Annotated in this window: 23 protein-coding genes, 1 tRNA gene and 1 pseudogene; 11 read left to right on the forward strand and 14 right to left on the reverse strand. The window is 70.0% G+C overall.

Features of this window, described 5'->3' with window-relative positions:
• Positions 1-17: 17 nt before the first annotated feature.
• A protein-coding gene (locus CP967_RS18445) for an IS3 family transposase (RefSeq protein ID WP_425281756.1) occupies positions 18-1,219 on the forward strand; the annotation gives its coding sequence in 2 pieces (ribosomal slippage) (positions 18-309 and positions 309-1,219; 1,203 coding nt in all).
• 29 nt (positions 1,220-1,248) lie between these two features.
• On the opposite strand, the pseudogene CP967_RS18450 reads toward CP967_RS18445, so the two are convergent.
• Positions 1,249-1,809: pseudogene (locus CP967_RS18450) on the reverse strand (helix-turn-helix domain-containing protein); the annotation flags it as partial.
• A 615-nt stretch (positions 1,810-2,424) separates the two neighbouring features.
• On the opposite strand from CP967_RS18450, the gene CP967_RS18455 reads away from it, so the two are divergent.
• Positions 2,425-2,739: a hypothetical protein gene (locus CP967_RS18455; protein WP_150489032.1), complete on the forward strand. Its 315-nt coding sequence runs from the start codon at positions 2,425-2,427 to the stop codon at positions 2,737-2,739.
• Between the two features lie 55 nt (positions 2,740-2,794).
• On the opposite strand, the gene CP967_RS18460 is transcribed toward CP967_RS18455, so the two are convergent.
• The 4 genes from CP967_RS18460 to CP967_RS18475 all read right to left on the reverse strand — a co-directional run bounded on the left by CP967_RS18460 (position 2,795) and on the right by CP967_RS18475 (position 5,297).
• Complete coding sequence (locus CP967_RS18460) at positions 2,795-3,247, reverse strand: DUF5615 family PIN-like protein (protein WP_150489033.1); 453 nt, start codon at positions 3,245-3,247, stop codon at positions 2,795-2,797.
• On the reverse strand, positions 3,244-3,918 hold the full coding sequence (locus CP967_RS18465) for a DUF433 domain-containing protein (protein WP_150489034.1): 675 nt from the start codon (positions 3,916-3,918) through the stop codon (positions 3,244-3,246). The genes CP967_RS18460 and CP967_RS18465 overlap by 4 nt, the downstream gene beginning before the upstream one ends.
• Positions 3,919-4,172: 254 nt before the next feature.
• A tRNA-Pro gene (locus CP967_RS18470) sits at positions 4,173-4,246 on the reverse strand.
• Between the two features lie 112 nt (positions 4,247-4,358).
• A complete protein-coding gene (locus tag CP967_RS18475; protein WP_150489035.1) occupies positions 4,359-5,297 on the reverse strand; it encodes a metallophosphoesterase in 939 nt (312 codons plus the stop codon).
• A 79-nt stretch (positions 5,298-5,376) separates the two neighbouring features.
• On the opposite strand from CP967_RS18475, the gene CP967_RS18480 reads away from it, so the two are divergent.
• Entirely contained in the window at positions 5,377-5,841 is a 465-nt protein-coding gene (locus CP967_RS18480) for a GatB/YqeY domain-containing protein (RefSeq protein ID WP_150489036.1), read from the forward strand.
• 216 nt (positions 5,842-6,057) lie between these two features.
• Here the strand turns inward: CP967_RS18480 and CP967_RS18485 are convergent, their stop codons facing one another.
• Entirely contained in the window at positions 6,058-8,295 is a 2,238-nt protein-coding gene (locus CP967_RS18485; RefSeq protein WP_150489037.1) for a transglycosylase domain-containing protein, read from the reverse strand.
• A gap of 699 nt (positions 8,296-8,994) precedes the next feature.
• Between CP967_RS18485 and CP967_RS18495 the strand changes: the two genes are divergently transcribed.
• On the forward strand, positions 8,995-9,345 hold the full coding sequence (locus CP967_RS18495) for a WhiB family transcriptional regulator (RefSeq protein WP_190175392.1): 351 nt from the start codon (positions 8,995-8,997) through the stop codon (positions 9,343-9,345).
• A gap of 286 nt (positions 9,346-9,631) precedes the next feature.
• Here CP967_RS18495 and bagB read toward each other — a convergent pair whose 3' ends face one another.
• Positions 9,632-11,149, reverse strand: coding sequence for an ATPase BagB (gene bagB / locus CP967_RS18500; RefSeq protein WP_229888633.1), 1,518 nt, complete (start codon positions 11,147-11,149; stop codon positions 9,632-9,634).
• Positions 11,146-12,231: an ATPase BagA gene (bagA, locus tag CP967_RS18505; RefSeq protein ID WP_229888634.1), complete on the reverse strand. Its 1,086-nt coding sequence runs from the start codon at positions 12,229-12,231 to the stop codon at positions 11,146-11,148. The genes bagB and bagA overlap by 4 nt, the downstream gene beginning before the upstream one ends.
• 71 nt (positions 12,232-12,302) lie before the next feature.
• Here bagA and sp36 point away from each other — a divergent pair, with 71 nt between their 5' ends.
• From sp36 to CP967_RS18525, 4 genes are all read left to right on the forward strand, one after another.
• On the forward strand, positions 12,303-12,461 hold the full coding sequence (gene sp36, locus CP967_RS18510) for a Sp36 family protein (protein WP_003967454.1): 159 nt from the start codon (positions 12,303-12,305) through the stop codon (positions 12,459-12,461).
• On the forward strand, positions 12,461-12,931 hold the full coding sequence (locus CP967_RS18515) for a RidA family protein (RefSeq protein WP_150489038.1): 471 nt from the start codon (positions 12,461-12,463) through the stop codon (positions 12,929-12,931). Before sp36 ends, CP967_RS18515 begins: the two co-directional genes overlap by 1 nt.
• A gap of 161 nt (positions 12,932-13,092) precedes the next feature.
• Complete coding sequence (locus CP967_RS18520; RefSeq protein WP_150489039.1) at positions 13,093-14,088, forward strand: NUDIX hydrolase; 996 nt, start codon at positions 13,093-13,095, stop codon at positions 14,086-14,088.
• The gene (locus tag CP967_RS18525; RefSeq protein ID WP_150489040.1) at positions 14,085-14,918 is read left to right on the forward strand and encodes an MBL fold metallo-hydrolase; all 834 of its coding nucleotides are present in this window, start codon (positions 14,085-14,087) and stop codon (positions 14,916-14,918) included. Before CP967_RS18520 ends, CP967_RS18525 begins: the two co-directional genes overlap by 4 nt.
• A gap of 154 nt (positions 14,919-15,072) precedes the next feature.
• Here CP967_RS18525 and CP967_RS18530 read toward each other — a convergent pair whose 3' ends face one another.
• Entirely contained in the window at positions 15,073-15,747 is a 675-nt protein-coding gene (locus tag CP967_RS18530; protein WP_150489041.1) for a Crp/Fnr family transcriptional regulator, read from the reverse strand.
• Between the two features lie 381 nt (positions 15,748-16,128).
• Here CP967_RS18530 and nth point away from each other — a divergent pair, with 381 nt between their 5' ends.
• The 3 genes from nth to CP967_RS18545 all read left to right on the forward strand — a co-directional run bounded on the left by nth (position 16,129) and on the right by CP967_RS18545 (position 19,133).
• Entirely contained in the window at positions 16,129-16,965 is an 837-nt protein-coding gene (nth, locus tag CP967_RS18535; protein WP_373300448.1) for an endonuclease III, read from the forward strand.
• 132 nt (positions 16,966-17,097) lie between these two features.
• The gene (locus CP967_RS18540; RefSeq protein WP_150489043.1) at positions 17,098-17,835 is read left to right on the forward strand and encodes an NUDIX hydrolase; all 738 of its coding nucleotides are present in this window, start codon (positions 17,098-17,100) and stop codon (positions 17,833-17,835) included.
• Positions 17,836-17,927: 92 nt separating this feature from the next.
• Entirely contained in the window at positions 17,928-19,133 is a 1,206-nt protein-coding gene (locus CP967_RS18545) for a MarP family serine protease (RefSeq protein WP_150489044.1), read from the forward strand.
• Between the two features lie 222 nt (positions 19,134-19,355).
• Here the strand turns inward: CP967_RS18545 and CP967_RS34705 are convergent, their stop codons facing one another.
• The 5 genes from CP967_RS34705 to acs form a co-directional block, all read right to left on the reverse strand.
• The gene (locus CP967_RS34705; protein ID WP_150489045.1) at positions 19,356-19,559 is read right to left on the reverse strand and encodes a hypothetical protein; all 204 of its coding nucleotides are present in this window, start codon (positions 19,557-19,559) and stop codon (positions 19,356-19,358) included.
• A gap of 105 nt (positions 19,560-19,664) precedes the next feature.
• The gene (locus CP967_RS18555) at positions 19,665-20,645 is read right to left on the reverse strand and encodes an alpha/beta fold hydrolase (RefSeq protein WP_150489046.1); all 981 of its coding nucleotides are present in this window, start codon (positions 20,643-20,645) and stop codon (positions 19,665-19,667) included.
• Positions 20,642-21,172: a phage holin family protein gene (locus tag CP967_RS18560; RefSeq protein WP_150489047.1), complete on the reverse strand. Its 531-nt coding sequence runs from the start codon at positions 21,170-21,172 to the stop codon at positions 20,642-20,644. Before CP967_RS18560 ends, CP967_RS18555 begins: the two co-directional genes overlap by 4 nt.
• 39 nt (positions 21,173-21,211) lie before the next feature.
• Entirely contained in the window at positions 21,212-22,648 is a 1,437-nt protein-coding gene (nhaA, locus tag CP967_RS18565) for a Na+/H+ antiporter NhaA (protein WP_150489048.1), read from the reverse strand.
• A gap of 611 nt (positions 22,649-23,259) precedes the next feature.
• On the reverse strand, positions 23,260-25,227 hold the full coding sequence (gene acs / locus CP967_RS18570) for an acetate--CoA ligase (protein ID WP_150489049.1): 1,968 nt from the start codon (positions 25,225-25,227) through the stop codon (positions 23,260-23,262).
• Between the last annotated feature and the right edge of the window lie 143 nt (positions 25,228-25,370).

The raw sequence follows: 25,370 nt of genomic DNA on the forward strand, positions 1-25,370 counted from the left end.
CTGAGAACGGACATCTCGTGGTCATGAAGAACTGTCCGCCGCAGTTCGAGGCGGACGCTGTCGCGCTGTACGAGTCGCGGCCCGAAGCGACGATCAGGTCGGCCGCCGCTGATCTGGGGGTGAACCCGGAGACGTTGCGGAACTGGGTCAGGGCGGCCGGTGCGAGTCGGCCGCGGGGACGTCGGGCCGAGGCGTCCGTCGAGCCGCCCACTGCGCTGGGGGCGCAGAACGCGGCCCTGCGCAAGAAGATCCGCGAGTTGGAGGAAGAGCGCGAGATCCTGCGGAAGGCGGCGAAGTATTTCGCCGGGGAGACGCGCTGGTGAACCGCTTCCAGTTCGTCGCCGACCACCAGCGCCGTTACGGCGTGAAGCGGCTGTGCACCATCCTGGGCATTGCCCGCTCCAGCTTCTGCTACTGGCGCCGCACCGCCGCCTGCCGGGCAGCCCGGCAGGCGGCCGACGCCCATCTCGCCGCACGGATACGGGCCGTGCACCGGGAATCGGACGGCACCTACGGTGTCCCCAGGATCACCGCCGAGCTCCGCGAGGACGGCGAGCGTGTCAACCACAAGCGGGTCGCACGCGTGATGCGGAGCATCGATCTGGCGGGCGTGAGGCTGCGACGAAGACACCGCACCACGGTCGCGGACCCGGCCGCGGCGAAGGCCCCGGGCCTGATCGGCCGCGACTTCACCGCGAGGGAAACGAACACGAAGTACGTCGGTGACATCACCTACCTCCCCCTGGAGAGCGGGAGGTTCCTTTATCTGGCCACCGTCATCGACCTCGCCTCACGGCGTCTGACTGGCTGGGCGATCGCGAATCACATGCGCACCGATCTCGTCATCGACGCCCTGGCCGCCGCGAGATGCACCCGCGGCAGCCTTGCCGGAGCTGTCCTGCACACCGATCATGGAGCCCAGTACACCAGCCGGGCCTTCGCCGACGCCTGCAACCAGGCCGGCGTCCGCCAGTCCATGAGCGCGATCGGCTCCAGCGCGGACAACGCACTTGCCGAGTCCTTCAACGCGACGTTCAAACGCAAGACCCTCCAGGGCCGCAAGCACTGGACCGGCGAGCGCGAGGCCCGCCTCGACGCGTTCCGATGGCTGCACCGCTACAACGTCCGACGCCGTCACTCCCGCCTCGGACACCGCAGCCCCATCGCTTACGAGAACGCCCTCCGAACGACGTCAACCACGCTGAAGCAAGCCGCATAACCCGTGTCCAGAACCCGGGGTCAAGGCCCCGTCTTCGCGTGCGGTGGCGTCATGGAGAAGCCTGCTTCGTCCTCGAAGACCAGCCATGCCTCACGGGCCACCGCTGACCTTCCGCGCGGGGCCACACCTCCTTGACCCACCCCGCGACCGCGTCATCGTCCCGCTCCATCGCACGACGGGCCGGAACCTGACAGGACCAGCCGTTACGCACCAACAGCTTCCGCACACCCTGGATCGTGTACGTCAGATGGAAGCGCCGGCCGATCACCGTCTTGACCCGGGCCGGCGTCCAGCGCTGGTCCTCCCAGCCATGAGCGGCCGAGCCCCTTGGCCAGCTCCGCCTCAAGCTGCGTGAACTGCTGATCGCTCAGCCTCGGCAGCGACGCCGGCCCCTGCGACCGCAAGGATCGAGGGCCGCCCTCGGCCCACGCGTGACGCCATCGCTGGACCGAGCGGACACTGACCCGCAGATCTATGGTGATCGCGGTACTGCCCTCGCCCAGGGCGAACCGCTCGGCCGCCTTGAGCCGTAACTCCTCGCGGAACTGCTGCCGTTCGGCGGACAGCCCGCCCCCTTGTGGATACCGCATGACTTCGGTGATACCGCAGCCACCGGCCAGCCGTCACCCCCTACGACACCACGAGTTCAGCGTCAGTAATCATTGAAGATCTGCTGGAAGCTGATATGTAGCCGCATCGACGCAGGTCAACGTCCTGATGCTGGGCCTATCGGCGAACGGTACTGATGTAGCGTCAGCTTCTGGGGAGGGGTAGAATATGTGCTGACCTGACCGTACAGCTCCTGGCTCAGATGCGGTAATAGCTGGGCTTGGGCTCGGCAATGCCCATGCATCGCCGAGCCGTGGGCTACGCGGGCCTTGTTACACGGCCTTGAGTCAAGGCCCCCCCACCCGGCAGGGACTAGCTTGGCCGCCCTCTTCGAATGTGCTGTGTGTCTTCCATCGCGGCGAGAACTGGGCGGGGCAGGACTACGCGGAGGGGGTGTGGCCGCCCGGTCGTCGACGGTGAAGAAATGACCCACGGTGCCCCCCGTGCGCCGGACGTCCAGAGCGTACGTGGCGGGGGCACCCCTTCAGAAAGACTCGGCTCAGCTGCGCACCGCTCACAGAAGGAGGCTTACGCGAGCTTCGAAACTGTCATGCTCTGCCGAGTCGAATAAATGTTCCGCCCTCTGGAAGAGTCATGTGGCAATCCGTAAGAGCATGGAGGAGGTCCTCGTGGTTGCCGGGCAGCGCGAGGAGTGGCTTACCCGCTGCGAACAGGGCCTCATCACCGCAGGGTTCAAGGACGTGCGGACACTCGCAGACCTCGGGCAGGTGACGGGAACGTACAGAAGGTTCCCCACCTGGGGCGAGCTCACGATCACGGTCGTCCCGGGCGCTCAGTCGGGAGACACGCGACTGACGCTTCGCTCGACCGCCGCAGTCGACAACATATACGCCATTTTCTCCAGCCCGAACAAGAAGGTTCTCGAGGTTGCGAAGGCCGGTTTCGCGTGAGCACGGCACCGTCTGGAACTGGAGGTTACGGCGCGGTCGGAACAGCCGTGGCGGGTCAGCCCGTGGGCCAGAATTTGGGTGCGTCCACCTGAGGGTCGACGGTGCGGACACGGGTGGCGCGAGTTGGGTCGACAGAGGTGAGGGAGACCAGACGTTGGCCGTCTGCGACCGATAGCTCGGCCAGAGCGTGGGGGAGACCCGCGCAAACCGTGGCGATGGCCGAGCCCAGGCCAACCAGCCCGCCGTGCTTGTTGTTCTGTCGGTACTCGATCCGATGGAGCCCGGATGCAGCGATCGCCGCGACTTCAAGGTGCCGGCTCATCTGTTTGGTGTCGTTGGTAAGGACTGCGTCGAAGCCTTCAGCGCGGGCCTTCTCGAACAGCTCGATGTCTTTGGTGCCAGCCCATCCAGGCAGGTCATGCACGTGCAGGATGTCATGAGCCTTGAGAAGGATGCGGACGATGTCGGCCATAGGGCGTGGCACGTTCTCGTCGAGCAGCAGCTTCAAGCGGCGCCTCGGCTCGTACCCGCGCCTGCGCCGGTTGGCGTTCCGGCGTAGCTGTCGACGTAATCGGTGAAGTCGGTTGCTTCAAGTGCTGCTCCGGCGCTGACCCCGGGGAAGAAGTCGGCGATCTGCTCCGGAGGAATTCCATCTCGGATCAGGGCCGCGACCTCGGCTGCGGGGACGCGAGTGCCACGGATTACCGGTTCACCGCCGCGTACGGATGGATCCACGGCGACATCTGGGCGGGGGGACAGCAGGTCGGGAATGTGTCGGCCGTTTCGGTAGAACGGGGCTAGGACATCGACGAGCTGGTGGATGACGAGGTTGCTTTTGCCACCCTTGCGGCCGATCAGGTCGACGGCATGGTCAGGATCGGCCAAATACACCGTGCCCCCGTCGGTGACGAGCTGGTAGGCCGAGAGGTGCTCTCGCTCACCCAGATCGTCCCTGAGGGAGTCCACTGCGCGACGGATCCGCTGCAGCGAGGTCTCCTGCCGGAGGCGTACGCAGGTTCGCAGTGCGACGACATCTCGGAAGGAGTACAGGATGGGCCGTATAGCTGAGATCTCTGGGACGAGGACTGCGCCTCCTGCGCCTGAGGCGTGACGCCAGTGAGAGAGCTGGGCCATCGTCGCGCCGGACAGCGCCGCTGCGAGCTTTGGTTCGTACGACATGGCCCCTCCTCTCTGTGCCTACCCGTGTGAGCGCGACCGTACTGCATTCTCTGTCGAGGGCCCGCTCAGTGCGACCCCTTCGAGACAGGGGAGTCTGAACGTCTTGCTGCGCGGTGGCTGCCCCATCCAACGCAGGGGCCTGGGGAGCCGCTTTCCTGCACTTGGCTCCCAAACGGCTCCCAAGGCGCCCCAGGAAACCACGCAGGGACCTGATCCACTAAGTGGATCAGGTCCCTGACCTGGTGTTTCAGCTGTCGGGGTGGCGGGATTTGAACCCACGACCTCTTCGTCCCGAACGAAGCGCGCTGCCAAGCTGCGCTACACCCCGATGTCCACCGTTTGTCCCGGCGACAACGATTACTTTAGCCCACCGGCGCCCGGAGGCGAAATCCGGTTTCCGTGGTGCCCGGGCGGGCCGCTGCGTGACCCGTCCCTCACCCTCAGTCGCGTGGCGTCAGGGTCAGCAGGGTCGCCTCCGGAGGGCAGGCGAAGCGCACCGGGGTGTAGCGGTTGGTGCCGCAGCCCGCCGAGACGTGCAGGTAGGCGCGCCGGTCGCCGACCGTGTGGCTGGAGAGGCCCTTCACCCGGTCCGTGTCCAGGTCGCAGTTGGTGACGAGGGCCCCGTAGAAGGGGATGCAGAGCTGGCCCCCGTGGGTGTGGCCCGCCAGGATCAGGGGGTAGCCGTCCGCGGTGAAGGCGTCCAGCGAACGCAGGTAGGGGGCGTGGACCACGGCGACCGACAGGTCGACGCCCGTCTCGGGACCGCCGGCCACCTCGGCGTAGCGGTCCCGCTTGATGTGCGGGTCGTCCAGGCCGGTGAAGGCGATCTCCAGGCCGTCGGTCTTGAGCCTGCCCCTGGTGTTGGTGAGGTTCAGCCAGCCCGCCTCGTCGAACGCGTCCCGCATGGGTTCCCACGGGTTGTGGACGGCGCCGGTCGCCGGGGCGTTGCCGTTGAGCCCGTGCTTGCCCTGGGCCTTCTCCAGCAGGTAGCGGGCGGGGTTGCGGAGCTTGGGGCCGTAGTAGTCGTTGGAGCCGAAGACGTACACCCCGGGGAACTCCATCAGCGGGCCGAGTGCGTCGAGCAGCTCCGGCACGGCCTGCGGGTCCGAGAGGTTGTCACCGGTGTTCACGACGAAGTCCGGGCGCAGCCCGGCCAGCGACTGGAGCCAGGCCCGCTTCTTGCGCTGTCCGCTCACCATGTGGATGTCGGAGACCTGGAGGACACGCAACGGCCGCGCCCCGTGCGGGAGTACGGGAACCGCCACCCGTCGCAGCCGGAACGACCGGGCCTCGAACCCGGCCGCGTAGGCGAGGCCGGCGGCCCCGACCGCTGCGCCGACTGCCGTGACTTTCAGGGGTACTCCGTAGCGTGCGCGCATGGGGCCATCGTCGCAGACACGGTGCCGCGAGAGGAAAACAGGCGGGCGGCGAGTGCTCCGTACCTGACACAATCGCTGTATGACCACGCTCAAGTCCAAGCTCAAGGAAGACCTCACCACGGCCATGAAGGCGCGTGACGAGCTCACTTCGTCCACGCTCCGGCTCACCCTCACCGCGATCTCCAAGGAAGAGGTCAGCGGCAAGTCGGCCCGCGAGCTCTCCGACGACGAGGTGCAGAAGGTGATCGCCAAGGAGGCGAAGAAGCGCCGTGAGGCGGCCGAGGCCTTCGCTCGGGGCGGACGGGCGGAGCAGGCCGAGCGGGAGCGGGCGGAGGGCGAGCTGCTCGACGCCTATCTGCCCCGGCAGCTCTCCGACGACGAGCTGGACACGATCGTCGCGCAGGCCGTCGAGGAGGCGCGGGCCGCCGGAGCCGAGGGGCCGCGGGCGATGGGCGCCGTCATGAAGGCCGTCAACCCGAAGGTCGCGGGGCGCGCGGAGGGCGGCCGGGTGGCCGCCGCGGTGAAGAAGCTCCTGGCGGGCTGAGGCGCCGGATGCCCGTCCCCGCGCTCCGGCTCCCACCGGCGCGTACGGCGAGGGGGCTGCCCGGCCCGTGGCGTACCTCTCCGGTGGGGAGGGGGCCGAGGCCGGGACGTGCGCGGAGACGAAGAAGACGTACGGATGTGGAGGAGGGGCACCCCGGCCGGGGTGCCCCTCCTCCACATCCGTACACGTCCGTCCGCCGGAGACCGGCGGCGGGCGTCAGGGACCGTTGCCGGCGTCGCGCCGGTCGGAGCCGGCCCCGCCGAGGAAGCCGGGCGGGATGGTGATCCCGCCGGGGGTGTCGCCACCGGCCCTGTCGCCGGGGTTCCCCTCGCGGCCCTTGTCCCTGTCCCTGTCCTTGTCGTTCTTCGGCTTGTCTTCCTTCTTCTTCGCCCGCGGCACGTCGACGGGGTTGAAGGCCGGGGTCTCCGAGGCGTTCAGCGCGCCGGTCATCGCCGTCTTCCAGATGGGACCGGGAAGACAGCCACCGCAGACCTTGTCGTAGTACTGGCCGCCGATGGTGATGTCGTACATCGGCACCTTCTGGCCGCCGTCGGACCCGACCCACACCGCGGTGGAGAGGTTCGGGGTGTAGCCGACGAACCAGGCGTCCTTACGCTGCTCGGTCGTACCCGTCTTGCCCGCGTTGTCGCGGTCGGTGAGGCCGGCCGCCGTGCCGGTGCCGTCCTGGACCACGCCCTTGAGCATCTGGTTGATCATGTCCGCGGTCCGCTCGCTCATCGCGCGTGAACACGTGGACTCGGGCACCTTGACGGCCTTGCCGTCGGCGCCCGTGATGGACTCGATGGCGACCGGCGTGCAGTACGTGCCGCGGTTGGCGAACGCCGCGTACGCGGCGGCCATACCGAGCGGGGTGCTCTCCGTGGTGCCCAGCGTGATGGCGGGGTCCGCCGTGAGCGGCTCTCCGTTGCCGCGCTGGTAACCCAGCTTCTCGGCCATGGTGAGCGTCTCGCAGAGGCCGGCCTTCTGCTCCAGCAGCGCGAAGTAGGTGTTGATGGACTTGCCGAGCGCGCCCATCATGTCGAAGGCGCCCTTCTCGGACTCCAGCTCGTTCTGCACCGACCAGGTGCCCTCGCCCGCGGAGCCGCCCTCACAGGTCTTGTAGGTGTTCTTCGGGACGGGGATCTTCCACGGCGTGTCGAAGGTCTGCGCCGGGCTGATCCCCTTCTCCAGGGCGGCGGCCGCGGTGAACGGCTTGAAGGTCGACCCCACCTGGAAGCCGTAGGTGCTGCCGCCCAGCTTGTTGCTGACGGCGAGGTTGAGCACCGTCTGGTGCTGGTTCATGTCGAGCCCGTACGGGCGGGACTGGCCCATCGAGAGGATCTTGCCGGTGCCGGGCTGGACCTGGACCACCGAGGCGGCGACCTTGTCGGCCTTGGAGACCTTCGAGGTGGCGGCCTCGTTGGCGGCCTGCTGCGCACGCGGCGAGAGAGTGGTCTTGATGGTGAGACCACCGAGGTTGTACAGCTTGGAGCGCTCCTCCGGGGTCTTCCCGAAAACCGGGTCCGTGAGGATCGTCTTGCGCACGTAGTCGCAGAAGAAACCGGCGCCGCTGACCGCGGTGATGCAACCGCTCCTGGGCTGCTTGATCTTCAGCTTGATCGGCGTACCGATGGCCTTGTCGGCTTCCTCCTGCGAGATGCTCCCGACGGTCGCCATGCGCCGGAGCACGGTGTTGCGGCGCTTGGTCGCCTCCTCGGCGTCGTTGACCGGGTCGTAACGGCTCGGGGACTGGACGAGGCCGGCCAGCATGGCCGCCTCTCCCACGTCGAGGTCCTTGGCGTGCTTGGAGAAGTAACGCTGCGAGGCGGCCTCGATGCCGTACGCCTGCTGCCCGAAGAACGTGATGTTGAGGTAGTTCTCCAGGATCTTCTTCTTGCCGAGCTCCTCCTCGACCTGGATCGCGTACTTCAGCTCACGGACCTTGCGGCCGATCGTCTGCTGGGTGGCCTCGAGGACCTTCTCCTGGTCGTCGCCCGCCTCCTCGACGAAGACGTTCTTCACGTACTGCTGGGTGAGGGTCGACGCGCCCTGGGTCTCGCCGCTCTGCACGTTGCTGTTCACCGCGCGCAGCATCCCCTTGAGGTCCACCGCCCCGTGCTCGTAGAAGCGCGAGTCCTCGATCGCGATGATCGCGTCCTGCATGTGGGGCGAGATGTCCTTGAGCGGGACGACGGTCCGGTCGCGCGAGTAGTCGACCGCGATGAGGCCGCCCTCGCTGTCCAGGATCGTGGTCCGCTGGCTCAGCGGCGGAGTCTTGAGGTTGGCCGGGATCTCGTCGAATCCCTCGACCGTCCCCTTGGCCGCGAGTCCCAGCGCCCCGGCGGCCGGCAGCGCGATGCCCGCCAGCACAGCTCCGGACAACGCGGCGACCCCGAGGAACTTGGCGGCCTGCTGGGTCGTGCTGAGACCCCCGCCTGAGCGCTTCTTTGGCATGGAGGCAGCCTAATCCGTCGGATACGGCGTTCCGAGGGAGTGGGGGCCCGAGGGGCCTTTCGAGTACCAGACCGTGACATCCGGCGGGTCCGCGGGCCGCCCCGGTCCGGTTTCCCGCGCAGGCCGGCCGGGCCGCGGAGCCTCTGCCCGTGAGGAGGGGAGCGGCGGGATCCGGCGCCGGGGGCCCGGCCCCGGGCGGCGGGGCCCGGGGCGCGTCGGCCGGACGGGCGGTACGAAGAGCCCCGGGACACGGCGGCCGGACGACCGGTACGGAGAGCCCCGGGACATGACGGTCCGAAGACAGCGACCGTCTCCCTCGGCATTCGCCGGACACACGGGCAGGCCTTGGCCTAAGCTGCTCTCAACTGTCACAGCAATCCAACGGCGCATCAAGCCCCGTGCATGCCCCTCGCGTAATTCAGCCACACATGAGGCGCTCCCGAATTCGCCCTGTGTGTCGCTGAATGTCCGTTGCGGATTGGGTATCCTGTCCCGATATCAGTCGGGATGGTCAGGCATGTCCATAGGTCACTCCTCTGGGTGATCTCCCGTGTACGCATAGTCCGTTCGGGCCATTCAAGATTGGGCCCGAAGGGGGTGTTGTGCTGTCCCCACCTTCCGTAACGTCCTCAACTGGCAGCGGTGAATATGCCGCTGCCGCCGTGGGGGAGCCTCGATTCGGGAGAGGACGGCGCCGGCATGGGCTGGGTTACCGACTGGAGTGCGCAGGCAGCCTGCCGCACTACTGATCCGGATGAACTGTTCGTACAAGGGGCAGCGCAGAACAGGGCCAAGGCGGTGTGCACCGGTTGCCCGGTGCGGACCGAGTGCCTGGCCGACGCGCTGGACAACCGCGTCGAGTTCGGCGTGTGGGGCGGGATGACGGAACGGGAGCGCCGCGCGCTGCTGCGACGGCGGCCCACCGTGACGTCCTGGCGACGGCTGCTGGAGACCGCGCGCAGCGAATACGAGCGGTCCACGGGCATGCTGCCCGCGGCGGTGGGTCTGGACGACGACGAACTGCACGAGACGTACGCCGCCGTGGGGTAAGGGCCGCCCCGTGTTCCCCGGCGGGTGCGCGAAGACGGGCAGGGCATCTCGCGGCGTTGCCGGAACGTCCCCGTACGCCGGTACGCGGACGTCCTCCGCCTTGTGACGAGCCGCCGTCCTCCGCCTCGGGGCGACGCCGCGTCCGACTCCGCGCGCCGATCTGCCAGGGTTTCCACCAGGGTTGACGGGGGAGCCCCCGGCCCGCGCCGAAGGCACCCGGCGCCGGTGAGCGCGCGCTCCCGGTTGTGCGGACGGCGCCGGAGCCGCGGTGCGCGGCGGACCGGCGTCAGGCGCTGCCGGTCGCGAGCCGTTCTCCGACGGCGCGCAGGCCCGACAGGTCGTGCACGTCTCCGGGCAGCGCGTCCACCGCGGTCACCGGCACCTCGGGATGGCGCGCGGTGAAGCCGTCACGCGTGCGCTGTTCGCGCGCGACGACCTGCATGCGTTCGGCGTGCAGGCGCAACAGGCCCGCTGTGAGCTGCTCGACCGATACGTCCGACGCTCCGTCAGGAAGCGCCGTACCGGCCGGAGTCGCGCTGTCGGCCGGTTCTTCCGTCATGTCCTCTCGTGCGGGGTCACCGGCTGCTGTACGCGCCGGACCGGGCGGTGCCTGGGGCCGCGGCTCGGCGGCCCCGCGCCCGCGCGGGGTGCGGCCGGGGGACGGTTCGTGGGAGTGCTCGGGGGAGAGCGGTGATCCGGGGGATTCGCGGGGCTCGGGGGCTCCGGCGGACTCGGGAGAGGTGAGGTCCGCGGGGCCCGCACATGGGCCAGCCTTCCCGGCCGGCTGATCCACAATGCCGGAGCCCTCAAGATTTTCCGCGGCGGCCAGGGCCCGTTCCGCGGAGAGGCGGGCGGCCCCGCTGCCGTGCACCCGGTTCAGTACGAGGCCGGCCAGTGGCATCCGCTCCGTGGCGAGCCGCTCCACGAAGTACGCGGCCTCGCGCAACGCGTCCCGCTCCGGTGTCGCCACCACGAGGAAGGCCGTCCCGGGGGCCTGGAGGAGCTGGTACGTCGCGTCGGCCCGGGTCCGGAACCCTCCGAACATGGAGTCCATCGCCGCGACGAACGTCTGGACGTCCCGCAGGAACTGGCCGCCGAGCAGTTTCCCCAGCGTGCCGGTCATCATCGACATGCCGACGTTGAGGAACTTCATCCCCGCCCGCCCGCCGATCTTCGCGGGGGCGATGAGCAGCCGGATGAACTTCCCGTCCAGGAAGGAGCCGAGACGTTTCGGCGCGTCCAGGAAGTCCAGCGCCGAGCGTGAGGGCGGGGTGTCGACGACGATCAGGTCCCACTCGTCGCGGGCCCTCAGCTGGCCCAGCTTCTCCATCGCCATGTACTCCTGGGTGCCGGCGAAACCGGCCGACAGGGACTGGTAGAAGGGGTTCTCCATGATCGCCCGGGCCCGCTCGGCGTCCGTGTGCGCTTCGACCGTCTCGTCGAAGGTGCGCTTCATGTCCAGCATCATGGCGTGCAGTTCGCCGTCGCCCTCGATGCCCTCGACCCGGCGGGGGACGTTGTCCAGCTGGTCGATGCCCATGGACTGGGCGAGCCGTCGGGCCGGGTCGATGGTGAGGACCACGACCCTGCGGCCGCGCTCGGCCGCCCGTACGCCCAGTGCCGCCGCGGTCGTGGTCTTGCCCACACCGCCCGAGCCGCAGCACACGACGATCCGGATCCCGGGATCGTCCAGGAGCGCGTCGGTGTCCAGACGAGGCGTGGGGCCGGTGTCCGGACGGGGCGTGCCGTCGGTGCCGGGGCGCGGTACGGCGCCGGTGTGCGTGCTGCTGGTGCCCGGTGTCATGAACCCGCCCCTCGTCCCGGGCCGCCGCTCCGGGTGCCGTCCTGGTGCCCGCCGTCCCCCGGGCCGCCTCCGGTCCGCCGTCCGGGTTCCCCGGCCCCTTGTACGGCCTCGTCCACGGACCCGTCGCCCATGCCCTGCTTGCGGAACTCCGTCGCCATCTCGTACAGCGCGGAGAGGCTCACCCCCTCGCCCATCAGCGGGAGTTCGGCGGTGGGCAGGCCGAGACCGGCCAGCACCGCGCGCTGTCCGCGTTCGAGCTCCACTCGCCGGGCGTGCTCGGCGGCCTGCTCGACCAGGGGCCGGACCAGGGACGCCGCCCCCTTCACCCCCGCCCGGGTCAGGGCCTTGCCGATCTCCCCGCGCCGGCCGCCCGAAGCCGTACGCAGCGCTTCCTCGTCCAGCAGATGGGGCCGGACCATGTTCACCACCACCCGGCCGACGGGCAGACCGGCCGCCCGCAGCTCGGCGATGCCGTCGGCGGTCTCCTGGACCGGCATCTCCTCCAGCAGTGTCACCAGGTGCACCGCCGTCTCGGGGGACTTCAGGACCCGCATGACGGCCTGCGCCTGGTTGTGTATGGGGCCTATCCGGGCCAGGCCCGCCACCTCGTCGTTGACGTTGAGGAAGCGGGTGATGCGGCCGGTCGGCGGGGCGTCCATGATCACGTAGTCGTAGACGAACCTGCCCTGCCTGTCCTTGCGGCGTACCGCCTCGCAGGCCTTGCCGGTGAGCAGCACGTCCCGGACACCGGGCGCCACGGTGGTGGCGAAGTCGATCGCGCCGAGCTTCTTCAGGGCCCGGCCCGCGCTGCCCAGCTTGTAGAACATCTGGAGGTAGTCGAGGAGGGCGAGCTCGGCGTCGATGGCCAGCGCGTGGACCTCACCGCCCCCCGGCGCCACGGCGATCCTGCGTTCCTCGTAGGGAAGGGCTTCGGACTCGAACAGCTGGGCGATGCCCTGCCGGCCCTCGACCTCGACGAGGAGGGTGCGCCTGCCCTCGGTCGCGAGGGCGAGCGCGAGGGCGGCGGCGACCGTGGTCTTACCGGTACCGCCCTTGCCGCTGACGACCTGGAACCTGCTCACACCTTCGAGCCTAACCAGTCGGTGGCCGGGCTACGCACGAGGCCGTGTATGCCAGGCATTACAGTCGGCCCATGACCAAGTGGGAATACGCGACCGTGCCCCTTCTCGTGCACGCGACCAAGCAGATTCTGGACACCTGGGGCGAGGACGGCTGGGAGCTGGTCCAGGTCGTTCCCGGCCCGAACAACCCCGAGCAGCTCGTGGCCTACCTGAAGCGGGAGAAGGCGTAGTGGCGGGCGCCGTCGAGGCCCGGCTCGCCGAGCTGGGCCTGACGCTCCCGGACGTCGTCCCGCCGCTCGCGACGTATCAGCCGGCCGTGCGGTCCGGGGTGTACGTGTACACCTCCGGCCAGCTCCCCATGGTGGACGGCCGGCTCGCGGTGACCGGGAAGGTCGGCGCGGAGGTGACGCCGGACGAGGCCAGGGAACTGGCCGGGACCTGCGCGCTGAACGCCCTCGCGGCCGTGAAGTCGGCCGTCGGCGACCTGGACCGGATCGCCCGGGTCGTGAAGGTCGTGGGCTTCGTCGCCTCCGCCGCCGACTTCACCGGACAGCCCGGCGTGGTCAACGGCGCGAGCGAACTGCTCGGCGCGGTGCTGGGCGACAAGGGCGTGCACGCGCGCAGCGCGGTGGGCGTCGCGGTGCTGCCCCTGGACGCGCCGGTGGAGATCGAGATCCAGGTCGAGCTGACCGAGGACTGAGCAGCCGTTCCGGCCCGGTCCCGTCCGGTCCACCCGACCGGGCGGGACCGGGTGCGTACGGACCTGTGTGCACGGGCCGGTGTGTACGGGCCGTGGTGCGGGACCCCGGACGGTTCCCGGGGCCTCTCGAACATCGTCTCGGTTCCGGATAGCCTCCGGCCATGTCCAACGGTCAGTGGTACCCCCCGGAATGGCCCGCCCGTATCAGGGCCCTCGCCAGCGGTGAGCTGACGGCCGTGACGCCCCGGCGGGCGGCCACCGTCATGCTGCTGCGGGACGGCGCACCGGACGCGGCCGGGGCGGGGCCCGTCGTGTACATGCTCCGCCGACGCACCTCGATGGCCTTCGCCGCGGGCATGTACGCCTATCCGGGCGGTGGTGTCGATCCGCGTGACGACGACCGTTGCGTGCGGTGGTCCGGTCCGTCCCTGGAGACCTGGGCGGCCCGGCTGGGTCTCCGGACGGCCGCCGGGGCCCAGGCCGTCGTCTGCGCCGCGGTACGCGAGACGTACGAGGAGGCGGGCGTGCTGCTCGCCGGGCCCACGGCCGATTCGGTGGTCGGCGACACCACCGGCGCCGACTGGGAGGCAGACCGCCAGGCACTCGTGGACCGGAAGCTGTCCTTCGCCGAGTTCCTCGACCGGAGGGACCTGGTACTGCGCTCCGACCTGCTGGGGGCATGGGCGCGCTGGATCACCCCGGAGTTCGAGCCGCGCCGGTACGACACCTGGTTCTTCGTCGCGGCCCTCCCGGAGGGCCAGCGCACCCGGAACGCCTCGACCGAGGCCGACCGCACGGTGTGGATCCGTCCGGACGCGGCACTCGCGGGGTACGACCGGGGCGAGCTGCTGATGATGCCGCCGACCGTGGCCACCTTGCGGACGCTCCTGCCTCATGGGACCGCCGCCGGGGCACTGAGGGCCGCGGCAGAGGCCCCGGGCCTCACTCCGGTGCTCGCGGAGGCCCGGCTGGAGGGCGACGGCCTGGTGCTGAGCTGGCCGGGCCACGAGGAGTTCACCCAGCACATCCCTGCCACCCCCACCGCAGTCGGCGGTGTCTCCCGTACGGACGGTGGCGGGGGCACGGGCGGTGCGGATGGTGGCGAGGGCGCGGACGGTGCGGTCGGCGGCGAGGGCGCGGGCGGTGGCCGGGCATGAGTGACGCCGCGGCCCTTCCCGGCCAGCCCCGTGACGTGGTCCTGTCCGGGCCCGCCACCGCCCGTACGGTCAACGTGCTCGCGCCCAACGCCTCGGCGATGACCCTGGACGGTACCAACACGTGGATCGTCGCGGAACCGGATTCCGGCCTCGCGGTCGTGATCGATCCGGGCCCGCTGGACGACAGGCATCTGCGGGCCGTCATCGACATGGCGGAGCGGGCCGGGAAACGTGTCGCACTGACGCTGCTGACCCACGGTCACCCCGACCACGCGGAGGGCGCGGCCAGGTTCGCCGAGCTCACCCGCACGAAGGTGCGGGCCCTGGACGCGGCGCTGCGCCTGGGGGACGAGGGCCTGTCGGCGGGTGACGTGATCACCACGGGCGGCCTGGAACTCCGGGTCGTGCCGACCCCGGGCCACACCGCGGACTCGCTCTCCTTCCACCTGCCCGCCGACCGGGCCGTTCTGACGGGGGACACGATCCTCGGGCGCGGTACGACGGTCGTCGCCCACCCGGACGGGCGGCTCGGCGAATACCTCGACACACTCCGCAGGCTGCGCTCCCTGACCGTCGACGACGGCGTGCGCACCGTGCTCCCGGGGCACGGCCCGGTGCTGGAGGACGCCCAGGGGGCGGTGGAGTTCTACCTCGCCCACCGGGCCCACCGGATCGCCCAGGTGGAGACGGCCGTGGAGGCCGGACACCGCACCCCGGCAGAGGTCGTCGCGGCGGTCTACGCCGATGTGGACCGTTCGCTGTGGCCTGCGGCGGAACTGTCGGTGCGGGCCCAGCTCGAATACCTGACCGAGCGAGGGCTGATCCAGTGATCCTGTCCCGATGACAGGACGCGGAACGGACGAGAGGCCCCGCCGCTCCCGGCGGCAGGGCCTCTCGACGACTGCGTACGGGTGGCGGAGCCCCGGAGCGAACCGTTTCCTCCGTCTCCGGCCGAGCCGGTTCCGACCGCTGCCCGCCGGGTGGTCAGCGGGACCGCTTGGCCAGCCGCTCGACGTCCAGGAGGATCACCGCGCGCGCTTCGAGCCGCAGCCAGCCCCGGCCCGCGAAGTCGGCGAGCGCCTTGTTGACCGTCTCGCGGGAGGCGCCGACCAGCTGGGCCAGCTCTTCCTGGGTCAGGTCGTGGACGACGTGGATGCCCTCCTCGGACTGGACGCCGAAGCGGCGCGACAGATCCAGGAGCGCACGGGCGACACGGCCCGGCACATCGGAGAAGACCAGGTCGGACATCTGGTCGTTGGTCTTGCGGAGCCGACGGGCGACGGCGCGCAGCAGCGCGGTCGCGACCTCGGGGCGGGCGTTCAGCCAGGGCTGGAGGTCTCCGTGGCCCAGGCCCAGGAGCTTCACCTCGGTCAGGGCGGTCGCGGTGGCGGTGCGCGGGCCCGGGTCGAACAGCGACAGCTCGCCGATCAGCTCACCGGGGCCGAGGACGGCCAGCATGTTCTCCCGCCCGTCGGGGGAGGTGCGGTGCAGCTTCACCTTCCCGTCGGTGACCACGTACAGCCGGTCCCCCGGGTCTCCCTCGTGGAACAGCGCGTCACCGCGCGCGAGGGTCACTTCACTCATCGAGGCGCGGAGCTCCGCGGCCTGTTCGTCATCGAGCGCCGCGAAAAGCGGGGCGCGCCGCAGAACGTCGTCCACGAGTTCTCTCCTTGTCGGCCTGTTCAGGGAAGCGTGGTCCCCATGATGCAGGACGGTAAAACAGTGCGATCAATCACAAACCAGTTTGACGCACGGGCGTGCCGGACCCTACGGCAGGGGGGCCGATCGGGCGGGGGAACGCGGTGACCGGCCCGGATGCCGGTGCCTGGCCCTAGGCTGGCCGGGTGTCCGAAACGCCGGTGAGTGCGCAGGTCCAAGGGGGCTGATGGGGTGTCCGAAGAAGTGAATTCCGCTGTGGGCGAACAGTCCGCAGGGCGCCGGAAGAAGGCCGCCGACGACTCCGGCCGAGCGCGGGGCGCCTCGGAGCGGACCGGCCGGAACACGGCGCCGAAGGCCGGGGCGCGGCGGACGGCCGCACCGGTGAAGAAGCCTGGAGATGCCGCACCCGCGAAGAAGGCGGGAGGGGCCGCATCCGCGAAGAAGCCGGGAAAGCCGGAGACCCACCTCGCGATGGTGCGCCGGGCCCGCAGGATCAACCGGGAGCTCGCCGAGATCTACCCGTACGCCCACCCCGAGCTCGACTTCCGTAATCCCTTCGAACTCCTCGTGGCGACGGTGCTGTCCGCCCAGACCACCGACCTGCGGGTCAACCAGACCACCCCCGCGCTCTTCGCCGCTTATCCCACCCCCGAGGACATGGCCGCCGCGGTCCCTGAGGAGCTGGAGGCGATCATCCGTCCGACCGGGTTCTTCCGGGCCAAGGCACGGTCCCTGATCGGTCTGTCGGCCTCGCTCCGTGACGATTTCGGCGGGGAGGTCCCCGGCCGGCTCGACGCCCTGGTGACACTGCCCGGGGTGGGCCGCAAGACCGCCAACGTCGTCCTGGGCAACGCGTTCGGGGTCCCCGGCATCACGGTGGACACCCACTTCGGGCGGCTCGTCCGCCGCTGGAAGTGGACCGTGCAGGAGGACCCGGTGAAGGTGGAGGCCGACGTCGCCGCGATCTTCCCCAAGAGCGAGTGGACGATGCTCTCCCACCGGGTCGTCTTCCACGGCCGCCGTATCTGCCATGCCCGCAGACCGGCCTGCGGTGCCTGCCCGATCGCCCCGCTCTGCCCGGCGTACGGGGAGGGGGAGACGGATCCGGAGAAGGCCGGAAAGCTGCTGAAGTACGAGCTGGGCGGCTACCCGGGCCAGCGCCTCAGCCCGCCCCCGGACTACCCGGGGCGGCCGGCCCCGCCCCTGGGGACCGCCTGAGCGGAACCGCTGCCTCCCGGGGCGCCGCGGGAACCGCTCCTTCCCGGGAGCCGCAGGAGCCGTGGCTCCGGACCGATGGCGCGGTACGGAACGAAATGGATGAGGGCAGGCGTTGGAACGACGGGGGTGCCGATGACGCACGCACAGAGGACACGGGCCGCGGGGGACGCGGCCACCGCACAGGCGGGCGCGCAGCAGGACAGCGCGATCACCGTCACCACCGAAGGGATGCCGGACTGGCTCGGTCCCGTCGCCGAGGCGGCGCGGACCGTCAGGGCGCGGCAGCTCAGCCGTTTCCTGCCGCCGAAGAGCGGTGAGGGCCGGCAGTCCGCCGTGCTGGTCCTCTTCGGCGAGGGTGAGCGCGGGCCCGAGCTGCTGCTGATGGAGCGTTCCGGCTCCCTGCGCTCCCACGCCGGCCAGCCGTCGTTCCCCGGGGGCTCACTCGACCCGGAGGACGGCGACCCCGCGACCACGGGACCGCTCCGGGCGGCTCTGAGGGAGGCCGAGGAGGAGACCGGTCTCGACCCGAGCGGTGTGCAGCTCTTCGGCGTGCTCCCCAGGCTGTACATCCCGGTCAGCGGATTCGTCGTCACCCCCGTCCTCGGCTGGTGGCGTGTGCCGAGCCCGGTGGGGGCGGTCGATCCGGCGGAGACCGCACGGGTCTTCACCGTCCCCGTGGCGGATCTCACGGACCCGGCGAACCGGGCCACGGCCGTTCACCCCAGCGGCCACGCGGGCCCGGCGTTCCTGGTCGAATCCGCACTGGTCTGGGGGTTCACCGCCGGTGTGATCGACCGCATCATGCACTACGCGGGATGGGAACGCCCCTGGGACCGGGCCAAGCAGGTGCCGCTCGACTGGCGCGCATGACAGGCTGACTTCCGTGCTGCGCTGTTCCGGGGTCCGGCCCGGACCCCGTCGGACCGGACGGGCCAGGTGACGATTCTGCGAGGCTATAGACGGTGAACGTGCTGGACATCCTGCTGCTGCTCGGCGCCGTATGGTTCGCGGTCATCGGCTATCGCCAGGGTTTCGTGGTCGGCATCCTGTCCGTGATCGGCTTTCTGGGCGGCGGTCTGGTGGCCGTCTACCTGCTTCCGGTCATCTGGGACCGGATGACCGACGGGTCGGAGGTGTCTTCCACGGCCGCCGTGGTCGCGGTGGTGATCGTGATCGTGTGCGCCTCCGTGGGACAGGCCTTCACCACGCATCTGGGCAACAAGCTCCGCCGGTACATCACGTGGTCGCCCGCCCGCGCCCTGGACGCCACCGGGGGCGCCCTGGTCAACGTCGTCGCCATGCTGCTGGTCGCCTGGCTGATCGGCTCGGCGCTCGCGGGCACGTCCCTGCCGACCCTGGGCAAGGCGGTCCGCAACTCCTCGGTGCTGCTCGGGGTCTCCCGGGTCATGCCGGACCAGGCGTCCAACTGGTTCACGGACTTCTCCTCGGTCCTCGCCCAGAACGGCTTCCCCCAGGTCTTCAGCCCCTTCGCCAACGAACCCATCACCGAGGTGCGGGCACCGGACCCGGCTCTGGCGGGCAGCCCCGTCGCGGCCCGCGCGAAGAAGTCCATCGTGAAGGTCGTCGGCATGGCACCGGGCTGCGGCAAGGTACTCGAAGGCACCGGCTTCGTCTTCTCCGACCGGCGCATCATGACCAACGCCCACGTGGTCGGGGGCGTCGACGAGCCGACCGTCCAGATCGGCGGCGAAGGCCGGCTCTACGACGCCAAGGTCGTCCTCTACGACTGGCAGCGTGACATCGCCGTACTGGACGTCCCGGACCTGGACGCGAAGCCGTTGGAGTTCACCGGGGCCGACGACGACGCGGAGAGCGGCGACAGTGCCATCGTCGCCGGCTTCCCGGAGAACGGCGCCTACGACGTACGTTCCGCCCGCATCCGGGGCCGCATCGACGCCGACGGCCCGGACATCTACCACCGGGGCACGGTGCGGCGCGACGTGTACTCGCTGTTCGCGACCGTGCGCCAGGGGAACTCGGGCGGCCCGCTGCTCACCCCCGAGGGCAAGGTGTACGGCGTGGTGTTCGCCAAGTCCCTCGACGACCCGGACACGGGTTACGCGCTGACGGCCGACGAGATCCGCGAGGACATCGAGCTCGGCAGGAACGCCGCCCAGCAGGTCGACAGCGAGGGCTGCGCCCTCTGACCCCGTCCCGGCACATCCCCGGCCCGGCGCGGCGCACCCGCACGTACCGGTGCCGGGGACCCGCGCGTACCGGCGCCGCGACGCGCAGTGCCGGTACGCGAGAGACCGGGGCGGCCCCGTGATTCCGGGAAAGCCGGGTGGGTGCGGGTGGCAGGCGGGGCTCATGAGGCCGCCGCTACGAGGTCCTGCTCAAAGGCGGTGCCGAGCCGGACGGGAACCTGATCAGCTGCGAGGATGCCTCAGGCGGGCCGAGAACCACCGTGCCCGACGGTGGAGGATGTGCGGAATGCCCAGCTGCGGATCGTGGAAATCGTTCATCTCGTGCATCCGGCTCCGGGAGCCGTCCCCCTCATGAATGCTCGGACCAGCGGGAGCGGTCGAGCGGCGGTTGCGTGCTGCGTCACTGAAGTCGCGCGTCCAGCCCATACCCCGACGTCTGCCCCCGACCCATGGTCGGTAATCGTGCGGGAGTCAGCCAATTGGCTTATGCGGCAGGCAAGTGGCTGTTCGTCAGACATCTGTTCGCAGCGGTCACCGATCGGGTTCGGGATCCTTGAGCCAGTTGATGACTTCGGTCGAGAAGCCGACCGGATCCTCCTCGTGGGGGAAGTGCCCCAGACCGTCGAAAAGTCGCCACCGGTAGGGTGCCTCGACGTACTCTCCGGACCCGGCGGAACTACGGGTCCGCATCGCTGGATCGAGTGAACCGTGCAGATGCAGTGTGGGCACCCGCACCGGCCGTTTCATCCGGCGGTTGAACTGGACACCGTCCGGACGCAGCAGCGAACGCACCATCCAGCGGTACGGCTCGACCGAGCAGTGCGCCGTCGACGGGATGCACATGGCCCGGCGGTAGACCTCCAGGGTCCCGTCGTCGGGGAAGTCCGGGGTCCGGGGGCCTGACCAGTCGCGGATCAGGCGGCCCACCAGAGCCCCGTCGTCCGCGACCAGCTGACGCTCGGGCACCCACGGACGCTGGAACCCCCAGATGTGTGAACCGGCCCGTGACTGGGACAGGTCGGAGAGCATCGAGGAACGCCAGCGGCGGGGGTGCGGCATCGACGACACCACGAGCCGGCGCACCAGCTTCGGCCGCATCACGGCGGCCGTCCACGCGAGGTAACCGCCCATGTCGTGCCCGACCAGCGCCGCGTCCGGCTCGCCGAGCGACCGGATCACCCCGGTGACGTCGAGCGCCAGGTTGGCGGGGTCGTAGCCCCGGGGCGTGCGGTCGCTCCCGCCCACCCCGCGCAGGTCCATCGCCACCGCCCGGTAACCGGCGTCGGCCAACGCGGTCAGCTGGTGGCGCCAGGTCCACCAGAACTGCGGGAAGCCGTGCAGCAGCAGCACCAGCGGTCCGTCACCGAGTTCGGCGATGTGGAAGCGCGCACCGTTGGCCGCCACGTCGCGGTGGGTCCAGGGACCCTCGATCCGTACGGGACCGCCGGTGCCTCCCGGAGGCACGACGGGTCCCGCCGGGCCGGTGGATGCGCTGAAATCGGGGTCGGTCATGTGGACGAGCGTGTCACAGATGCCGGCTTGTCCTGGACCGGGCGGTTCTCGATGGCCTTGTCCAGGAGCGTGCTGCCCTGGTTCCGTTCGAGCGACGCCACCGCGACGGCGGGCCGGGGGTGGGGCTTGGCGCTCTGCAGGACCGCGGCGGTCTGCTTGGCGGAAGCGATGGACTTCTCCGGCGGCTTGACCTTCTTCAGCTTGGCGAGCCCGAAGAGGAAGATCAGGGCCCCCAGAAGAATGAAGGCTCCGCCGACGATCAGGAACGACCAGGCGAGGCCGAGCCCGAGGTTGTGGATGCCGTAGGCCGCCGCGAAGCTCAGCACGGGGATCGAGAAGAGGAGCAGTACTCCGGCGACGGCGGCCGAGGCGCTGCCGATCACGCCGCGCTTCACGTCCTGGCGCATCTCGGCCTTGGCCAGGGCGATTTCGTCGTGCACCAGCGCGGACATCTCGGCCGTGGCTGACGCGAACAGCTGACCGAGACTGCGGTCGGTGCTGCCCGGGTAGTTGCTGGGGTCGCTCATCCCTGACTCCCTCTCCTCATCCGTACATCCGATGTCAGATCATGCCGGACCGTCCGGCTTGTCGCGCGCTGCCCCCGCCTGTTCGGCCAGGCGTCGGTGCTCGGCGGCCTTCTTCTCGTGCAGGGCGGCCATACGACGGTGGTACTCGGGGTCGTCCTGCTCGTAGACGTCGGGTACCCCCGACTCGTCCTCGTCGAGCTCCTCCGCCTCATACAGCGCCTTGTACTTCCGTACCCGGAGTTTCAGCAGTACACCGGAGAGTACGGCGGCGATCAGCGAACCCATCAGCACCGCGGCCTTGACTTCGTTGATCATCCCCTCGTCGTCCGAGAAGGCGAGTTCTCCGATGAGGAGCGAGACGGTGAAGCCGATGCCGGCGAGTGCGGCGACGGCGAAGACATCGGCCCAGGCCAGGTCCTTGTTGAGTTCGGCCCTGGTGAAGCGCGCGACGACCCAGGTGCCGCCGAAGACGCCGAGCGTCTTACCGGCCACCAGGCCGAGGACCACACCGAGGGTCTCGGGCCGGGTGAACACACCGGCCAGGGCGTCGCCCTTGAGTGTCACACCGGCCGAGAACAGGGCGAACAGCGGAACCGCGACACCGGCCGACAGGGGACGCACGAGGTGCTCGATGTGCTCCCCCGGGGAGTGCGCCTCTCCCTCGCGCCGGGTGCAGCGGAGCATGAGCCCCATGGCCACACCGGCGATGGTGGCATGGACCCCGCTGTTGTACATGAGGCCCCAGATGACCAGGGCGAGCGGCAGATAGACGTACCAGCCCCGCACCCCCGTGCGCAGCAGTACGTAGAAGACGGCGAGCCCCGCGAAGGCGCCGCCCAGGGCCAGGAAGTCGAGGTCGTCGGTGAAGAAGACCGCGATGATGAGGATCGCGAACAGGTCGTCGACCACGGCGAGCGTCAGGAGGAACGCGCGCAGCGCCGAGGGAAGCGACGTACCGATGACCGCGAGTACGGCCAGCGCGAACGCGATGTCGGTGGCGGTGGGAACGGCCCAGCCCGCTGCCGAACCCCCACCGATCAGGATCGTCAGGGTGTAGACGAGCGCGGGCACCGCCATGCCGCACAGCGCGGCCGCCACCGGCAGGGCCGCGGCCTTCGGGTCACGGAGCTCACCCGCGACCAGTTCGCGCTTCAGTTCGACCCCGGCGACGAAGAAGAAGACGGCGAGCAGGCCGTCGGCCGCCCAGTGGGCCACGGAAAGGTGCAGCCCCAGGGCCTCGGGCCCGAAGTGGAAGTGACTGACGGCCGCGTAGGCGGAACCGAAGGTGTTGGCCCAGATCAGCGCGACGATCGCGGCTACCAGCAGGATGACGCCGCCGACCGTCTCCGTACGGAGGGCCTCGGCGATGTAGTTGCGCTCGGGCAGGGGCAGGCGGCCCAGCAGGGAACGGCGAGGGGCAGGGGGGACGGGCGCGGCCACAGGAAGACCTCCGGAGGGATACGGCAGCGATGGCATGGCAAATGCACGTGCCGACCAGACTTCCCGGCGCCCCTGTGGAGATGTGTATGCGGTTGTCGGCGTCGGGTCGACCAGCACCCTCGGCGAAGTGGCCACTTTACCCGGGGCACCTGGAACCGTAACTGGATACGCTGCCCGCTGCCCGCTGCCCGCTGCCCGCTGCCCGCTGCCCGCTGCCAGGGGCCCGCTGCCCGCTGCCCGCTGCCAGGGGCCAGGGGCCAGGGGCCAGGGGGACAGGGACCGGGCGCAGCGCGGGGCGGGTCTCTACGGCTCGTACGGATGGAGCCCGGCCGCTGTGCAGGTCCTGACGGGAACGCCGGGGCCGGAGGCGAGGGAAGAGAGCCCTCCCGGGGGACGAGGTGCCGGTCCCCCTGAACCACGTGATCACGCGGACGGCAGACAGGCGCGGTACCTCGCGGTGCCGGGCGGATACCCACCCGGCGTATGCGGTCGTCGGCTCGTGCCACTCCCGGCCGGCGGCGGCCAGGCCCCGGCAGCACGGACCGGTGCCACGGAGGTGTGCTCGTATACGCCGGCACGAAGGCGCGCGCGTGCCCGGCAAGCACGAAGGGGCACCCGTCGCCGGATGCCCCTTCTGTTCTGAGCGCTCAGTCCTCGGAGGGAGAGGCAGGCAGCTGTGTCTGGATGAGGTCCATGACCGACGAGTCGGTCAGCGTGGTGACATCGCCCAGCTCACGGTTTTCGGCGACATCCCGCAGCAGACGCCGCATGATCTTGCCGGAGCGGGTCTTCGGCAGCTCGGCGACCGGCAGTACCCGCTTCGGCTTGGCGATCGGACCGAGCGTGGCACCGACGTGGTTGCGCAGCTCGGCGACCAGCTCTTCGGAAGCCGTGGCCGTGCCCCGAAGGATCACGAAGGCCACGATCGCCTGGCCCGTGGTCTCGTCGTTGGCACCCACCACGGCAGCCTCGGCGACCGACGGGTGCGACACCAGGGCCGACTCGACCTCGGTGGTCGAGATGTTGTGCCCGGACACGAGCATGACGTCATCGACACGGCCCAGCAGCCAGATGTCGCCGTCCTCGTCCTTCTTGGCACCGTCACCCGCGAAGTACATACCTTCGAAGCGGGACCAGTAGGTGTCGATGAAGCGCTGGTCGTCACCCCAGATGGTGCGCAGCATCGAGGGCCACGGCTCGGTCAGGACCAGGTAGCCGCCCCCGCCGTTCGGCACCGCACGGGCTTCGTCGTCGACGACCGTGGCGGAGATACCGGGCAGCGCGCGCTGCGCCGAACCGGGCTTGGTGGCGGTGACGCCGGGGAGCGGCGCGATCATCATCGCGCCCGTCTCGGTCTGCCACCAGGTGTCCACGACCGGGCACTTGTCGGCACCGATGTGCTTGCGATACCAGACCCACGCCTCAGGGTTGATCGGCTCACCGACGGAACCGAGGACGCGCAGCGACGACAGATCGAACTTGGCGGGGATGTCGTCCCCCCACTTCATGAACGTCCGGATCGCGGTCGGCGCCGTGTAGAGGATCGTGACCCCGTACTTCTGGACGATCTCCCAGAAGCGCCCCTGGTGCGGGGTGTCAGGGGTGCCCTCGTACATGACCTGGGTGGCGCCGTTGGCCAGAGGCCCGTAGACGATGTACGAGTGGCCCGTCACCCAGCCGATGTCGGCGGTGCACCAGTACACATCCGTCTCGGGCTTGAGATCGAAAACGGCGTGGTGCGTGTAGGCCGCCTGCGTCAGGTACCCGCCGGAGGTGTGGAGGATCCCCTTCGGCTTACCCGTCGTCCCCGAGGTGTAGAGGATGAAGAGCGGGTTCTCCGCGTCGAAGGCCTCGGCGGTGTGCTCTGCGGACTGCCGGCCGGTGATCTCGTGCCACCAGATGTCCCGGCCCTCGGTCCACGCTGTGTCCTGCCCGGTACGCCGGACGACCAGGACGTGGTCGACCCCGGTGAGCCGGGACACCGCCTCGTCCACGGCGGGCTTCAGGGCGGACGGCTTGCCGCGGCGGTATCCGCCGTCGGCCGTGATGACGACCTTGGCGTCGGCGTCCTGGATACGTGCGGCGATGGCATCGGCGGAGAAGCCGCCGAAGACCACCGAGTGTGCGGCCCCGATACGGGCACAGGCCAGCATCGCGATCGCGGCCTCGGGGATCATCGGCAGATAGACGGCCACCCGGTCGCCCTTGCCGACGCCGAGCTCGATCAGGGCGTTGGCCGCACGGGAGACCTCGTCCTTCAGCTCCGCGTAGGTGATGGCACGGCTGTCACCGGGCTCGCCCTCGAAGTGAATGGCGACCCGGTCGCCGTTGCCCGCCTCGACGTGACGGTCCACGCAGTTGTACGCGACGTTGAGCTCACCGTCCGCGAACCACTTCGCGAAGGGCGGGTTGCTCCAGTCGAGCGTTTCGGTGGGCTCGGTGGCCCAGGTCAGGCGACGGGCCTGCTCGGCCCAGAAGCCCAGCCGGTCCGCCTCGGCCTGCTCGTACGCCTCTGCCGTCACGTTGGCGTTCGCGGCCAGATCGGCAGGCGGTGTGAACCGCCGCTCCTCCTTGAGCAGATTGGCCAGGCTTTCGTTGCTCACGACATCTCCCATTCCCAGGGTGTCCGTTGTGTCCCGGGGACAGCTCATCAGGCCGCAGGCCAGGTGACAAGTGTCTTCCCGGAATTGGTTTAGACCTGTGTTTCGTGTATGGGGGCACGTGTCCCGCCTCCTCGTCGGCATGGCGCGGCGCGAAA

The organism is Streptomyces nitrosporeus, from assembly GCF_008704555.1.
GTDB lineage: Bacteria > Actinomycetota > Actinomycetes > Streptomycetales > Streptomycetaceae > Streptomyces > Streptomyces nitrosporeus.